The sequence below is a fragment of the Rhodobacteraceae bacterium M385 genome, assembly GCA_025141835.1.
Classification (GTDB): Bacteria; Pseudomonadota; Alphaproteobacteria; order Rhodobacterales; family Rhodobacteraceae; genus Gymnodinialimonas.
In genome coordinates, this window is record CP081102.1 from 3,592,142 (window position 1) to 3,605,862 (window position 13,721).

The 13,721-nt window shown below is 59.8% G+C and carries 16 protein-coding genes; 4 read left to right on the top strand and 12 right to left on the bottom strand.

The genetic code is table 11. From position 1 onward, the window contains the following. The first annotated feature begins 29 nt into the window (after positions 1–29). The gene (locus tag K3728_17615; GenBank protein ID UWQ95468.1) at positions 30–860 is read left to right on the top strand and encodes a 3-keto-5-aminohexanoate cleavage protein; all 831 of its coding nucleotides are present in this window, start codon (positions 30–32) and stop codon (positions 858–860) included. A gap of 269 nt (positions 861–1,129) precedes the next feature. Here the strand turns inward: K3728_17615 and K3728_17620 are convergent, their stop codons facing one another. From K3728_17620 to trbB, 11 genes are all read right to left on the bottom strand, one after another. Further along, positions 1,130–1,369: a DUF2274 domain-containing protein gene (locus tag K3728_17620; protein UWQ95469.1), complete on the bottom strand. Its 240-nt coding sequence runs from the start codon at positions 1,367–1,369 to the stop codon at positions 1,130–1,132. Beyond that, positions 1,366–2,475 (bottom strand): conjugal transfer protein TraI, encoded by a 1,110-nt coding sequence (locus tag K3728_17625; protein UWQ97612.1) that lies wholly within the window; start codon positions 2,473–2,475, stop codon positions 1,366–1,368. Before K3728_17625 ends, K3728_17620 begins: the two co-directional genes overlap by 4 nt. 86 nt (positions 2,476–2,561) lie before the next feature. After that, complete coding sequence (trbG, locus tag K3728_17630; protein UWQ95470.1) at positions 2,562–3,545, bottom strand: P-type conjugative transfer protein TrbG; 984 nt, start codon at positions 3,543–3,545, stop codon at positions 2,562–2,564. Then, the gene (locus tag K3728_17635) at positions 3,542–4,231 is read right to left on the bottom strand and encodes a conjugal transfer protein TrbF (GenBank protein ID UWQ97613.1); all 690 of its coding nucleotides are present in this window, start codon (positions 4,229–4,231) and stop codon (positions 3,542–3,544) included. Before K3728_17635 ends, trbG begins: the two co-directional genes overlap by 4 nt. Continuing rightward, positions 4,228–5,511, bottom strand: a complete 1,284-nt coding sequence (gene trbL / locus K3728_17640) for a P-type conjugative transfer protein TrbL (protein UWQ95471.1) — start codon at positions 5,509–5,511, stop codon at positions 4,228–4,230. Before trbL ends, K3728_17635 begins: the two co-directional genes overlap by 4 nt. Before the next feature lie 4 nt (positions 5,512–5,515). Then, entirely contained in the window at positions 5,516–5,785 is a 270-nt protein-coding gene (trbK-alt, locus tag K3728_17645; protein UWQ95472.1) for a putative entry exclusion protein TrbK-alt, read from the bottom strand. Between the two features lie 4 nt (positions 5,786–5,789). Further along, entirely contained in the window at positions 5,790–6,572 is a 783-nt protein-coding gene (gene trbJ, locus K3728_17650; protein ID UWQ97614.1) for a P-type conjugative transfer protein TrbJ, read from the bottom strand. Further along, positions 6,556–9,039: a conjugal transfer protein TrbE gene (locus K3728_17655; protein UWQ95473.1), complete on the bottom strand. Its 2,484-nt coding sequence runs from the start codon at positions 9,037–9,039 to the stop codon at positions 6,556–6,558. The genes trbJ and K3728_17655 overlap by 17 nt, the downstream gene beginning before the upstream one ends. A gap of 4 nt (positions 9,040–9,043) precedes the next feature. Continuing rightward, a complete protein-coding gene (locus tag K3728_17660; GenBank protein UWQ95474.1) occupies positions 9,044–9,316 on the bottom strand; it encodes a VirB3 family type IV secretion system protein in 273 nt (90 codons plus the stop codon). Beyond that, complete coding sequence (locus K3728_17665) at positions 9,316–9,639, bottom strand: TrbC/VirB2 family protein (GenBank protein ID UWQ95475.1); 324 nt, start codon at positions 9,637–9,639, stop codon at positions 9,316–9,318. The genes K3728_17660 and K3728_17665 overlap by 1 nt, the downstream gene beginning before the upstream one ends. Next, the gene (gene trbB / locus K3728_17670) at positions 9,636–10,619 is read right to left on the bottom strand and encodes a P-type conjugative transfer ATPase TrbB (GenBank protein UWQ95476.1); all 984 of its coding nucleotides are present in this window, start codon (positions 10,617–10,619) and stop codon (positions 9,636–9,638) included. The genes K3728_17665 and trbB overlap by 4 nt, the downstream gene beginning before the upstream one ends. 451 nt (positions 10,620–11,070) lie before the next feature. Here trbB and K3728_17675 point away from each other — a divergent pair, with 451 nt between their 5' ends. Continuing rightward, positions 11,071–11,346, top strand: coding sequence for an HU family DNA-binding protein (locus K3728_17675; GenBank protein ID UWQ97615.1), 276 nt, complete (start codon positions 11,071–11,073; stop codon positions 11,344–11,346). A gap of 5 nt (positions 11,347–11,351) precedes the next feature. On the opposite strand, the gene K3728_17680 is transcribed toward K3728_17675, so the two are convergent. Then, a complete protein-coding gene (locus K3728_17680; GenBank protein UWQ95477.1) occupies positions 11,352–11,831 on the bottom strand; it encodes a hypothetical protein in 480 nt (159 codons plus the stop codon). 687 nt (positions 11,832–12,518) lie between these two features. Between K3728_17680 and K3728_17685 the strand changes: the two genes are divergently transcribed. Both K3728_17685 and dut read left to right on the top strand, forming a co-directional pair. Next, entirely contained in the window at positions 12,519–12,860 is a 342-nt protein-coding gene (locus K3728_17685; protein UWQ95478.1) for a hypothetical protein, read from the top strand. A 386-nt stretch (positions 12,861–13,246) separates the two neighbouring features. After that, a complete protein-coding gene (dut, locus tag K3728_17690) occupies positions 13,247–13,720 on the top strand; it encodes a dUTP diphosphatase (protein ID UWQ95479.1) in 474 nt (157 codons plus the stop codon). Position 13,721 lies beyond the last annotated feature (1 nt).

The following is a 13,721-nucleotide window of genomic DNA, read 5'->3' on the forward strand; positions in this document are numbered from 1 at the left end:
TTCTGCGCGGCCCCGGACAAGAGGTTTCCATGACCAAACCCTGCATCATCTGTGTCGCGATCACCGGATCTGTACCGACGCAGGCCGACAATCCCGCTGTGCCTGTCACCATCGCCGAGCAGATCGAAAGCACCCACGCCGCCTTCGAGGCGGGGGCCAGTATCGCCCATTGCCATGTGCGCGATGACGCGGGCAAACCGACCTCGGACCCCGAGCGTTTTGCGCGTCTGAAGGAAGGGATTGAAGCCCATTGCCCCGGTATGATCGTGCAGCTTTCTACCGGCGGGCGCTCTGGCGCAGGGGCCGAGAGGGGCGGGATGCTACCGCTTCGGCCAGACATGGCGTCGCTATCTGTAGGGTCGAATAACTTCCCCACTCGCGTCTACGAAAATCCGCCTGATCTGGTGGAATGGCTGGCGTCGGAGATGATCGCCCACGACGTAAAACCCGAGATTGAGGCCTTCGATCTAAGCCACATTGTCCAGGCCGCTCGCATGGCCGCAGATGGTCGCCTTAAGGGTCCGCTCTACGTGCAATTCGTGATGGGGGTTAAGAATGCGATGCCGGCGGACGAGAGGATTTTTGACTTCTATATCGAGACACTTAACCGCCTCGCCCCTACCGCCCAATGGTGTGCGGCGGGCATCGGTCCGGCTCAGCTGACGGTGAATGAATGGTCAATTTCGCGCGGCGGGCACACCCGCGCGGGGCTGGAGGACAACATTCGCCTGGATCGCAACACCCTTGCCCCGTCCAACGCCGCCCTAATCCAGCGGGCCGTGGACCTTTGCGCGAAGTATGACAGACCCGTCGCTACACCGGCCCAGGCACGCAAGATACTGGGCCTTCGCGCAGCGTAGTAGCCCCATATGCGATGCAATCGGAGGGCTTCAACTGGCCTCTCCGCTTGCTCAAATCATGCCGACTGTGCGTCTTGGAGGACCGTTTTCCAGTCAATTTTCGCGGTTTTTCTCCGTATTTTTTCCGCAAAACAATCCTCAAAGGCAGTTTGGGGAGCCCAATTGGCCCGAGAAACGCAAAAAACCTCCCAGTGGGAGGCGTCTAAGCGTCTATAGTAGAGATATTATTGGTTGCGGGAGCCTGCAACCATCTTAGCTTGCTCATCGCGTCAGCCGCTTGATGGGCCTGTTTGTCGAGTTGTCCTTCGTGCCTTCATAAACCCACGGTCAGACGCCATGAACTTTGCCAACATTGGCGCAATGATACGTTTGGGCTCAGTCTTATGTCCGGTTTGACTGCTAAGAACTTCCGCGTAGGCAACGAGGTCTCGGTGTATCTCTGCGGATACCTCGACCGACATCTTGATCGGTTTCTCATCGGGGACAGCCCCGAGTTTTAGTTTGGTCATTGCACTTCTCCCAAAGGTTCGAGGATCAGATCTCGAGTAATCATCACGCGCACCGGGAAGCCCGGACGTATCGTGAGGGTTGGCGGGACGGAGATTTGTTGCCGGACGATCTCGTCTCCGGTGCGCCCGATTGTTCCTTGAGCCGCTTCGCGGATGGCGGTGGCGATGTCGTCTTCGCTTGCTGCCCCTCCTTCCAGGCCGACGTTGAGGATCGTCGCGAGGCCTGCGGCGAGGAAGATCCGGCCCCAATGGTAGTTGACCCGATCCTGCAGGCCTGCCGCACCTGTTCCATCTGTGCCGGGTTCACGATTGAGGCTGATCGATCTGCCATCTGGCAATATTAGACGGGTCCAGACCAGAAGGAGGCGGTTCTGGCCGACGATGATGTTGCTGTCGTATTCGCCGAGGAGCCGCGCGCCCTGTGGGATGAGGAGGTAGCGACCGGAGGGGCTGTCATAGACGTTGGAGGTGACTTGCGCGGCGATTTGGCCCGGCAGGTCTGATCGGAGGCCGGTGATCAGCGCAGCGGGAATTACAGTGCCGGCTTGGAGTATGTAGGGACTTGGTGGGGATATCAGCCGTTCTGGGCTAGTGGGGCCGGCGTCCGTTCCGCGTGTCAGGAACGCATCCTGGCCTGTTGCAGTGCCTTGAGGCGCGGAGGAGCCCTGCGGCGAAGGAAACATGCTTGAAACCATTGGGGCAGACCCCAGGTTTGCACCTCCGCCTTGGGAACCGGTTTGTGCTTCTGCGAAGAGGGCGCTCAACCTTGCGGCTTCGATCTCTTGCAGACGAAGTTGTTCCGCTGGATCGATCCCGGGTGCAGATATGCCCGTGAAGGGAGGAATGGGAACCGGATCGCCGCGTTCCTGCGCACTCAGAATGGGCCGGCCAAGCTCACCCGGCAGCGGCGGCCCCAGACGCGGCACATCGCCGTAGTTGGTAGGCAATTGTGAGAGGCCCTCTGCGGCTTGAATGCCTTCGGTCGAATACAACTCGGAAGGAACGTCGCTGGCCCGAGGACCTTGCAGGGACACGATGAGAATGGCGCCGAGGCCGAGCCCCCCGGTCGCCACGAGGGCTGCTATGGCCTTTCGGGAAAGACGCATGACGCGCGGTGGATCGGGGCGCAGACGGAGGTCCTGGGCGATGTCCTGCTCTTCGCGCGGGCCTTTGGGATCGCTGGTTGGAGCTGTCATCTCTGCTGGTCCCCCGCAGCACTTGGATTCGCGCGTCGATGCTCGACGCCATCCATCCTCACGATCCGCACCACCTCCTGTCGGGCTTCTCCCAGTCTGAGTTCGGCAGCCCCAAAGAGCCGATCGACGATCAGGACATTGCCCGTGACGCGGGTGTTGACGATCTGGCCTTGGCCGTCCGGTCCGATCACGAACAAAGGCGGCATCTCGCCTTGGGCTATACCGGTTGGGAAGACCACGTAGACCCGGCGGCCATCGTCGAAGACCGCGACCGGACGCCAAGGCGGGCTGTCACCTTGCAGACCGTAGCGATAGTTCCGGTCTGCCTCGTGCGGGATGGTCGGGCGCAGCAGGGTTGGCATGCGAGGTTGTGTCGGCTCTGCGGGATAGGCCCAGGCGACGGCGGGCATCCAGATCTCTTCGCTGGCGCGCAACTCGATCAAGTAATTACGCCGGTCGGTACTGATGACGAGATTTGTGGTGATGTCAGGCCGCGTGGGTTTGACGAGAACATGGACGCGGGCGGTTCGGCCTGCGCCGCTGATAGTGTCGCCGATGATCCAGCGGGCGGTGTCGCCTGCTGCGATGGGGCCGGGGCCAGTCAGTTGCTCGCCTGCTTCCAGCGTGATGGTCGTGATCTGACCGGGGGCGGCATAGACCTGATAGAGTGCGCCTTCGCTCCACGGAAAGACCTGCAACGCGTTGTAATAGCCTTCCGGGCGCGGCTCGATCCGAGCGGCGGCGTTGGCGGCCGCGATCCGGGCTTCCGGTGTTTCTGCGTCCGGGTCGCCGCCACGAGATGGCGTCCAGGGGGGCGGAATGTGGACCGGTCGCAGGGGGTCTTCCGCCGGGGGCGCAGGGGGCGGCGAGAGGGTCGGGACGATATCGTCATAGGCGATCTGCGGGGGAGGCTCGTTGGCGCAGGCCGTCAGGACGGTCGTTGCGAGAAGAAGACAGGACAGGGTTCTGAGATGGGTCATTGGGCACTCTCCCTCGACCAGTTGATGGCATGGACATAGACGCCGAGCGGGTTTTGACGCAGGCGCTCGGAATCGCGGGGCGGTTGGATCACAATGGTGAGGATGGCTGTCCAGCGTTCGGTGGCGGCGAGTTGGCCGTTCTCGTAGCGCCGCTCCATCCAGGCGACGCGGAAGCTGGTGTCGGAGGCGCGGATGACACTGGAGACCTCGATGGCGATCTGGGTCTCGCCGACGGCTGCGAAGGGGTCATTCACACGTGCATAGTCGTTGAGAGCGACAGCACCGCGATCCGTGGTGAAGTCGTAGGCGCGCAGCCAGCTTTGGCGCAGCACGATGGGGTCGGCAGGTACCTGCCGAACGTTCTCGATGAAGCGGGCCAGATGCCATGCGATCTGCGGATCGGTCGGCTCGTAGTCGGCGAATGCGGGAGCAACCGCCTGCGCGGCGCCCAGATTGTCGACTTCGACCACATACGGAATGACGGTACTTTGCGTCGATTGCCAGACGAGCGTGACGCTGAGGCCAGCGACTAGCGCAAGACACCCATAGGCCATGAAGCGCCAGTTGCGGGCTTGGACACGGGCGGAGCCGATGCGGTCGTCCCATGCTTGCGAGGCCCTTTGGTAGGGCGTGACGGGCTCGGGGCTGGTGGAGTAGCGGACTGTTGGACGTCGGAACATGGTCAGGATCTCTCCGATAGGCTGACGGCTGATCCGCCACCGCCATGATCGCCGGAGCGGATCACATGGGAGGCGGTGCTGACGCCGTGATGGATGGATTGTTGTTGTTTCATGCGGCGCGCCCAAGCGGGCGGGCTCGCGTTCTGCGCCGGTGCGTTCGAATGTCCGGCATGAGTGCCGCCGGTTGCAGCGAAAGCAGCGCGCGCGCCGGACTGCGCACTCTCTGCAATCGAGCGTCGCAGTGGGCTCGTGGCGGCCCCGACTCCGGCCTTTCCAATGGCGGCGATGCCCCCTGCGGCCTTTCCGGCCGTTGTTGATCGTGATGCCGAGCCAAGCTGGTACGCCGTCGAAGCTCCTCCAGCCATCGCGCTTGCGCCGCGCGCGCCAGCGCCTGCCGCTCCAAGTGCCATGCGTCCGGCGGCGGCTCCACCGACCGCCAGACCGCCCGCCGCAACGGCGGTCCCGACAGCACTCCCTGCGCCGAGTTGCGGGCCGCCGGAAACGATCCCGTTGGCGATGCCGGGACCAAAGATGCCTAAAGCCAGGAGCGCCAAAGCGCCGAGAACAACCGACATCGCGTCTTCTATGGTAGGCTCACTGGCAAAGCCGGAGGTGAAGTCTCCGAAGATCGTCGAGCCGATCCCGACAATGACGGCGAGAACGAGAACCTTCACGCCTGAGGAAATGACGAGGCCGAGAACGCGTTCGGCCATGAAGGCCGTCTTGTTGAACAGACCAAAGGGGACGAGGATGAAGCCCGCGAGGGTGGCGAGTTTGAATTCGATCAACGTCACGAAAAGCTGGATCGCGAGGATGAAGAAGGACAGCAAGACCACGAGCCAGGCGAAGAACAGGATCGTGATCTGCAGGAAGTTCTCGAAGAAGGACACGAAGCCCATGAGGTCCGAGATTGATGCAAGGATCGGACGACCGGCGTCCATCCCAACCTGTGCGATGCGGCCCGGTTGCAACAATTCGTCGGCGCTGATCGTGCCGCCGGTGGCAACGAGCCCGAGGCCTGCGAAACTGTCGAAGACGGTCCGCGCGAGCGTGTTCCAGTTGCCGATCAGGTAAGCGAAGACGCCGACGAAGAGGGTCTTTTTCACCAGTCGGGCGATGATGTCGTCGTCGGCACCCCAGGCCCAGAACAGCGCCGCGAGCGTGATGTCGATGACAATGAGGGTGGTCGCCAGGAACGCGACATCGCCGCCCAGAAGGCCGAAGCCGGAATCGATGTAGGAGGCGAAGACCTCCAGAAACCGATCAATGACACCGACACCGCCCATGACCTCACTCCGTCCCGGCCATATCGGATGGCAGTCCGAAAAACCGGCGCCGGGATTGGTCCCAGGCGGCGCGGCAGGCTTCGTCAGTCGCGTAGTCTTCCGGTGTGAGAGAGCGGCATTGCTCAAGCGTGGTGCGCAGCGGGGTTTCCGGTGCAGGTTGTTGAACCGGTTCCGGGCGTATCGAGTTGCCTAACTCGAAGGCAGCCGCGAGGACGGTAAGCCCGCCCAGACCAATGGCAATCCCGCGCAGGACGTGATGTGTGGCGAGTGGCATCTGCTCAATCCCGGAACAGACGGGTGGCACCCGGTGCATAGCCGCTGCCGTAGTCGAGAAAGCGCGTGAGGTTCTCGCGGCCCTGTGCTTCGGCGGAGGCGACACGCGCCGCCTCCAGCGACACCGCGCTGTTCTGAGCGGCAATCGCGGCGGTGAGATCGGCGAGTTGCGCCGATTGAAGTGCCATGAGTTGGTTACCGGCTTGAGCCACCTGCAATGCGCCCGTTGCTCCCTGGCTCTCCCGGACGAGTGCGGCCATCTCGGTGCGGGCACCATCGATATTGCCGACGACACCGGCCTGGATGCGGAGGGCATCCTCAAAACCATTGACCGAGGCCTCCCACCGGTCGCGTGCGCCACCGATCATTGCGTCAAAATCGCCTTGCGCTGCGGCAGTGCCGTAGCTTTGCGCAAAGGCCGCTTCGATGGTGGCGACGTCGAAGGCGAGGCTTTCGGCCTCGGTCAGCAACCGCTGGGTTTCTCCGAGGGCACTTTGCAGTTGTCCCAAGGAGGAGTGCGGCAGGCTGGCAAGGTTTAGCGCCTCGTTCATCAGCATTTGCGCCTGGTTCTGGAGCTGGGTGATCTGGTTGTTGATCTGCTCCAGCGACCGTGCGGCGGATAGAATGTTCTCGGCATGGTTCTGCGGATCGTAGACGATGCGCCCGGCCGCCCCGAAGAGGAAGGCCTGGGCCGGCGTGGTGAGAATGGGTGTGACGGCTAAGGCTGCGGCAAGCAGTGCAGTCGTCAGCTTACAGGCTTTCGCCCGAGGATCAGGATTGAAGGTCATCATCGGTCTCCTTTGGTGTTGGATTTGGTTCAGAGTCGGGGGAAGCGGCAGCTGAAGGATCGAGAAGCTCCGCGGCCCAATCCAGACCGCGATGGTGAAACCAGGCTTTGGCAAAACCCTCACGGCCATGTTCCACGAGAAGGTCGCTGATCGCGGTCTGGTCGATCTTTGAGGAGGCCGCAGTGAAGGCGAGTGCGACGTCGCCGAGACCCAGCGAGAAGAGCCGGTTCCCGCGTCGGGACTGGCAATAATAATCGCGTTTCGGGAAAGCCCTCGCGACGATCTCGATCTGGCGGTCGTTCAGCCCAAAGCGGCGATAGGTGTCGGCGATCTGTGTCTCGAAGGCGCGTTCGTTGGGCAGGAAGATGCGGGTCGGGCAGCTTTCGATGATGGACGGCGCAATCGGGGATGCATCGATGTCGGCCAGAGACTGGGTTGCAAATACGACGGAGGCGTTCTTCTTACGCAGCGTCTTGAGCCACTCGCGGAGTTGGCCGCCGAAACTCGCTTCGTCCAGCGCGAGCCAGCCTTCGTCGATGATGAGCAACGTGGGCCGCCCGTCGAGCCGATCGCCGATCCGGTGGAAGATATAGGACAGGACGGGCGGCGACGCCGTGGTGCCGACTAGTCCTTCGATCTCGAAGGCCGAGATTGATGCCGCGCCCAGGTCCTCGATCTCGGCGTCAAGCAGCCGCCCATGGGGGCCGCCGAGGCAATAAGGCCCCAAGGCCTGTTTCAGATCATTGGCCTGTAGGAGAACGGCGAGGCCAGTAATCGTGCGTTCCCCGATCGGGGCCGAGGCGAGAGAGGTCAGGGCGGTCCAGAGGTGCTCCTTCACCTCCGGCGTGATCGCGATGCCTTCCCGGGTAAGGATCGCGCCGATCCAGCCTGCAGCCCAGGCCCGCTCTGCGGAATCATCGATGCGCGCGAGCGGTTGTAGGTAGACGGCGCCGTCATCGCTGTCGGCAAACGCACCGCCCAAATCATGCCAGTCACCGCCCATGGCGAGTGTGGCGCATCGGATCGAGCCGCCGAAGTCGAAGGCGAAGACTTGCGCATCCGGGTAGCGGCGAAATTGCAGCGCCATGAGAGAAAGCAACACCGACTTGCCTGCGCCGGTTGGCCCGACGATGAGCGTGTGACCGACATCGCCCACATGGGTCGAGAAGCGGAACGGCGTCGATCCCTCCGTGTCGGCGAAGAAAAGCGGCGGGCCGTCGAGATGGTCGTTGCGCTCAGGTCCCGCCCAAACCGCCGAGATCGGGATCATGTGCGCGAGATTGAGCGTCGAGACCGGCGGTTGCCGGACATTGGCGTAGAGATGTCCGGGCAAGGAGCCAAGCCACGCCTCGAGCGCGTTGAGCGTTTCCGGGATGCAGGTGAAATCGCGCCCCTGGACGATTTTCTCCACGGCCTTGAGCTTCGCCTCTGCGGTGCGTGAATCCTCATCCCAGACGGTGATCGTTGCCGTGACATAGGCAGCGCCTGAGATATCTGCGCCAAGTTCCTGCAGCGCCTCGTCAGCGTCGGCAGCCTTGTTGGCGGCATCGCTGTCCAGCAGCGTCGAGGCCTCGTTCGTCATCACTTCTTTCAGGATCGCGGCGACGGATTTACGCTTGGCAAACCACTGACGGCGGATGCGGGTGAAGAGTTTCGTGGCATCGGTCTTGTCGAGGCAGATCGCCCGCGTACACCAGCGATACTCGAGCGGCAGGCTGTTTAACTCATCAAGCAGCCCAGGCCACGTCACGCTGGGGAGGCCGATGATGGTTAGCGTTCTTAAATATTGGAAGCCGAGGCGCGGGGTCAGCCCGCCGACAAGCGGCTCGTCGGCAAGCAAAGCGTCCAGATGCATCGGGGTGTCCGGGACACGCACCCGCTGTCGCCGGGTCGAAACCGTCGAGTGGAGGTAGGTCAGCGTCTCCTCGTCCGAGAGCCATGTGACCTCCGGCATGAAGCCATCCAAGAGATCGAGCAGGCGATCTGTTCGAAGAGTGAAGGCTCTGACCTGTTCGAGAGGATCGGCACCTCTGTCAGGCGCGTTCTCGAAGAGCCAACCACCAACACGGCTTGCCTCGTCTGAGGGCGGCATCCAGACGAGCGTCAGGAAATAGGCGCTCTCGAAATGCGACCCCGCCTCTTCGAATTGTGCGCGACGTTCCACGTCCACGAGGGCCGAAATCGGATCGGGAAAAGTCGAGGCGGGATAGTCTCGCGCTGGCACGCGCTGTGCCTCGACGAAGACGGCCCAACCAGAGCCCAACCGACGCAGCGCGTTGTTGAGGCGGGCCGATGTCGCGACCAGCTCGGCCGGTGTGGCGGAATCGAGATCAGGGCCGCGAAACAGCGCAGTGCGTTGCAGGCTGCCATCCTTGTTGAGCACGACCGCATCGGCGACGAGTGCAGCCCACGGCAGGAAATCAGCCAGAAGAGCAGATTTGGAGCGATATTCGGTGAGGCGCATCATCAGATCACACCCCGAACCAAGAGGGATAGCGCAGGTGCCGTCGCGCGACCTCGGCAATCTGCGCGTCCCGCTTCGCGAGCCAGACCGCAAGGAGGTGTCCCACGAGCCAGAACAGCAGTCCGACGATCCAGAGACGAAGCCCGAGGCCGACGGCTGCGGCCAGCGTGCCGTTGGCGATTGCGACCGCACGTGGTGCGCCAGCTAGTAGGATCGGCTCAGACAGGGCGCGGTGAACGGGCGCGTAGAAGCCGGGAATATCGGTCGAGTGGTCCTGCATCAGATCAGTGCCCCGCCGCCAAAAGAGAAGAAGGACAGGAAGAAGCTCGACGCGGCAAAGGCGATGGTGAGCCCGAAGACAATTTGAATGAGCCGCCGAAACCCGCCGCCTGCATCGCCGAACGCGAGGGTTAGTCCGGTCACGATGATGATGATGACCGCAACGATTTTGGCGACGGGCCCCTCGATGGATTCAAGAATCGATTGAAGCGGTGCCTCCCATGGCATGCCGGATCCGGCGGCCAATGCTGGGTCGGCGAGTGTAAGCGCGAAGGTCGCCGCGAGAGCAATCAGGAAGGGGCGGGATAGTGGCGAGCGAGTCATGGACGATCTCCATGGGATTGGGCGAAATGCTGTTCGAGGGAGTAGTCGCCTGCAGCGGTCAGGCCGGTGACGCGGGCGAGCTCTGACAAGCGCCGATCTGCGCCTCGGCCTGTGAGCACAGCGATGAGATCAATGGTCTCCGCTATGAGCGCACGAGGAACCGTCACCACGGCTTCCTGGATCAACTGTTCGAGCCGGCGGATTGCGCCCATGGCGGACCCTGCGTGGATCGTTCCGATTCCACCAGGATGGCCGGTACCCCATGCCTTGAGCAGATCAAGCGCTTCCGCGCCACGGACCTCCCCGATGGGAATGCGGTCGGGTCGAAGCCGAAGGGACGAGCGCACGAGGTCGGACAGGGATGCGACGCCGTCTTTGGTGCGGAGTGCGACCAGATTGGGAGTGAGGCACTGAAGTTCGCGGGTGTCCTCAATCAAGACCACGCGATCGGAGCTTTTGGCGACCTCTGCCAGCAAAGCATTGGTCAGCGTCGTCTTTCCCGTCGACGTTCCACCGGCAACAAGGATATTGGCACGACCAACGATTGCGTCGCGCAGCATTTGGGCAGCATCAGACGTCATGATGCCGCTGGCGACGTAATCCTGAAGCGTGAACACAGCGACGGCCGGCTTTCGGATCGTGAATGTCGGGGCCGCGACAACGGGGGGGAGGAGCCCTTCGAACCGTTCCCCGGTGCCGGGTAGTTCGGCGGATATCCGGGGCGCCGCGCCATGGACCTCGGCACCGACGTGATGCGCGACGAGACGAATGATCCGTTCGCCGTTCTTCGGAGTGATTTGAATGCCTGTGTCAGACAGCCCTTCGGACAGGCGATCTAGCCAGATCCGACCATCCGGGTTCAGCATCACTTCGACGACGGTTGGGTCCTCGAGCCAGGCAGCGATATCGGCACCAAACGCGGATCGCAGCATCCGGGCGCCGCGGGTGGAGAATTCGGGTTTGAGAGGTGTAATTGTCATGGTCGTTCCCGCGTTGGATTACGGGATCGATCAAGAAGACTGTTCTTTGCTTAGGAGCAACAGCAGACAGGGCGTAGTAGTGGCGTGGCGTAGAACGGCAGGGATAAGTGTAAGGCTGCTACCTCCAATTTGGGATCGACAAGGTAGTGAGCGGCCCAAACCTGCCGTTCACCAGTCGACTAGAATGCTGCGCGCGCAGACCACAAAGCCGCCGTTCTCCGAACAAGGGAAAGCGATAGGAGCTTGAATGTCTGCTGCGCAGAAGAAATTGTCGTTGCGTTCCTCACGTTCAAGATCAGCTCTGGTAAGATGATTTTATGAGCCAATGTGAGATTATGTCACAGATAAATATTGTCATTCAACATGATTGGCAGCATGCTTTCGAAACAGTCGTAAGGTATTGAGAATGGCCAGAGAACCTGATCCAATCAAAAAGGCTAGGCCAAAACTCATGACGAGGAGTCAACTGGTTGCGGCGCTTGCCAATGAAGCCGGGATCGACCAGAGCGAAGCCTCTTTGGCGCTGGACGCATTGGGTGGAATTGTCACTCGTGAAGTGTCTAGTGGAGGTGCAGTGACAATTCCCGGCATAGGAAAAGTCTTTGTGCGAGTACGCCCCAGACGGATGGTTCGAAATCCCGCAACTGGAGAAATAATTGCAAAAGATGCGGACAAAGTTATCAAAATGACGATAGCGAAAGCTCTCAAAGATTCTGTAAATAGGTGAGAGCGCTAGCAGTCAGCAGCAAAAGCATCGAGCAATTGAGGAACTACAGCCACGCCAACCCCAATAACTGCGAGGATTAGAGCGAAGTGAAACAATCTCGAATTCAGGCTAAGCTTCTGGTCGTTTTGCACGGAGCGCCTGTCAGCGAATCCACCTAACTGCTTGATAACTAAATAGTAATCTTCGTCGTTGGCAAAGTCATCCTCCAAGTCCGAGAATTTTGCGCCTGGCATGTGAAAGTCGATCGGTCGGGCCGAAAACCCGGCAACGAAGGCAGCCAACCCCAACAAGAATGCCCCGGACAATAGCAAAATTGGGTTAGCAGCATCTTTGGCTAACCCGCCCAACACAGCTGCAGCTGCCAGGCAAATTCCCGCAAAGGCCATAGCTCTGGCGTCCGCGGCAAGCGCGGCCGTGAGTTGCACTTGAAGTCGTTTTTCACTTAAACGGTAGGCCTCTTCGTACAAACGATTTAGGTTTTCCATTTTAGAGCCTCATGAGGTGTATCATGCAGAATAGATTAGCAAGGGAACCGCAGCCAGTGAAAAAGGATGACGATGGTCCTCGGCCTAGATAACTGCGTGCCAGAGTTCCCAAAGCGATTTCGGCCTGCTCTCTAAGGACATGGGCTGGAATTGCCCCGGGGCGCTGGTGACCAAAATATGCAGGACGACCCGAGGTCATACTGCTGCTGCTGGCTGTGGTTTAGCTGCATCTCGGCAATTCCTACTTTGGAAGTAACCATCGCATGGCGTGCTAGGCCTCCGTGCTGCCGCTCGCCGCGTCGAAGCATCGAGTCTTCCAAACTGTCGTCCGCGGGACTCACAGCCCATACCCGCCTTTCACCGACTGGTTGGCTATCTGCGGTCGCAGCCCACAAAGCCGACGTTAGCTGCGGAAGCAATGCCCGTGAACATGTGGGGGTCAGGAGTGCAGGACAAAGCGACCAACTATGGTCAGTCGCGAAAGGTTCGCCTTAAAGCGTTTGATTTGAAGCAGTTGACCAAAGGGCCATTAACGGTTTTAACCTGAAAACCTTGCCTGCCCAGGTGCAGAGGTTTTGCATTGTATGTTGTGTTATGCTAGAAATTTTTCTCAATTTCCGCTGCCTAGATTCTACGATACGTGCCTATTGGCCACGCAAGTGAGATCGATAATAATTGGAGTTTCAGATGAATGTTTTGTCAATACTCGGATATGGCGCAATCGGGCTGGGATTTCTGCTAGCATTCTTGGCATACCGCTTGTTGTCAACTGAGCGAACAAACAACCAGCCTTTATACGTATTTATGGCCTTTTGCCTTGTGCTTTTTTTTGGTGGGGTTTGGCTTCAATTTTTGTCACTGGATCCAAATCCCTTACTCGAACAAATCATGACGCAACAGACGCGCTATGACGATGTAGAGGCTAACATTTTAGGTTGGAATAGTGTTCCGAGTGAAGATAGACAGCGCGCCGTCGGTACAATGAACGATATTCAAACCGCGATCTCAGAACTGATTAACGGGCAATAGTTTTCATTTCCCAGTATTCCCATCAAATCCGATGAGTGGCTTGCCCAGATAGTGAGGAATGCGTTTGCAACTACGAGGCGCGACATTCGACACCTTGGCCTCGAACCTGCCGTTCGCCGCCTCGCAGCTTCCCAAAACGGAATTTGGCTCATACTGGCAAGCTGTACTTTACTGTGTGACCGAAAATGTCGTCAACTTCTCAGCGCTACTCAAGCGCGCTTCAAAGGAGTCCTAAGTCGAAGGGACAGAGGGGGCTCGAAAATTGCTGCGATTAGCGTACTTTCAAGCGTCAAATGGGGCTGTGCTTTGTCTGTCTCTTTGATACCTGTTGGGCGTCGGTATCGGCGCGTGAACATCTTTCTTCAAGACGAGGAGCATTCAGCACAATGGGCACTAAAGTTGTGAAATTTCAGTATGTTGACGGCGCCGATGTTGAACTGGAATTACCGTCCAGAGCCACTCAAGGCTCATCTGGATTTGATCTACGCGCTGACCTTCTCAGATTGTCGGAAGCTTCACGAGAGCTACTGGTTAGGCCGCAAGAGAGCCGTTTAGTGCCAACGGGCATTCGAATTGCTATGCCGCAAAGAATTGAAGGGCAAATTCGGCCACGGTCGGGCTTGGCGGCAAGGCACTGTGTAACTGTGTTGAACGCACCGGGGACAATTGACAGTGACTATAGAGGGGAACTTCAAGTTCTCCTGATCAATCACGGCAAAGATGGATTCCGCATAAGACATGGTGATCGTATCGCTCAACTAGTCTTTGTCGCAATACCCGATATCTCTCTTGAGTTGAGCCAAGACCTTACGCAAACTGAACGAGGTGAAAGTGGCTTTGGATCAACCGGCTTAAGATAAA

What these genes read in the sequence shown, in the direction of transcription:
- K3728_17615 (UWQ95468.1), top strand. Translation starts at nt 30, where the DNA reads ATGACCAAACCCTGCATCATCTGTGTCGCGATCACCGGATCTGTACCG.
- K3728_17620 (UWQ95469.1), bottom strand. Translation starts at nt 1,369, where the DNA reads ATGACCAAACTAAAACTCGGGGCTGTCCCCGATGAGAAACCGATCAAG.
- K3728_17625 (UWQ97612.1), bottom strand. Translation starts at nt 2,475, where the DNA reads ATGCGTCTTTCCCGAAAGGCCATAGCAGCCCTCGTGGCGACCGGGGGG.
- trbG (UWQ95470.1), bottom strand. Translation starts at nt 3,545, where the DNA reads ATGACCCATCTCAGAACCCTGTCCTGTCTTCTTCTCGCAACGACCGTC.
- trbL (UWQ95471.1), bottom strand. Translation starts at nt 5,511, where the DNA reads ATGGGCGGTGTCGGTGTCATTGATCGGTTTCTGGAGGTCTTCGCCTCC.
- trbK-alt (UWQ95472.1), bottom strand. Translation starts at nt 5,785, where the DNA reads ATGCCACTCGCCACACATCACGTCCTGCGCGGGATTGCCATTGGTCTG.
- trbJ (UWQ97614.1), bottom strand. Translation starts at nt 6,572, where the DNA reads ATGACCTTCAATCCTGATCCTCGGGCGAAAGCCTGTAAGCTGACGACT.
- K3728_17655 (UWQ95473.1), bottom strand. Translation starts at nt 9,039, where the DNA reads ATGATGCGCCTCACCGAATATCGCTCCAAATCTGCTCTTCTGGCTGAT.
- K3728_17660 (UWQ95474.1), bottom strand. Translation starts at nt 9,316, where the DNA reads ATGCAGGACCACTCGACCGATATTCCCGGCTTCTACGCGCCCGTTCAC.
- K3728_17665 (UWQ95475.1), bottom strand. Translation starts at nt 9,639, where the DNA reads ATGACTCGCTCGCCACTATCCCGCCCCTTCCTGATTGCTCTCGCGGCG.
- trbB (UWQ95476.1), bottom strand. Translation starts at nt 10,619, where the DNA reads ATGACAATTACACCTCTCAAACCCGAATTCTCCACCCGCGGCGCCCGG.
- K3728_17675 (UWQ97615.1), top strand. Translation starts at nt 11,071, where the DNA reads ATGACGAGGAGTCAACTGGTTGCGGCGCTTGCCAATGAAGCCGGGATC.
- K3728_17680 (UWQ95477.1), bottom strand. Translation starts at nt 11,831, where the DNA reads ATGGAAAACCTAAATCGTTTGTACGAAGAGGCCTACCGTTTAAGTGAA.
- K3728_17685 (UWQ95478.1), top strand. Translation starts at nt 12,519, where the DNA reads ATGAATGTTTTGTCAATACTCGGATATGGCGCAATCGGGCTGGGATTT.
- dut (UWQ95479.1), top strand. Translation starts at nt 13,247, where the DNA reads ATGGGCACTAAAGTTGTGAAATTTCAGTATGTTGACGGCGCCGATGTT.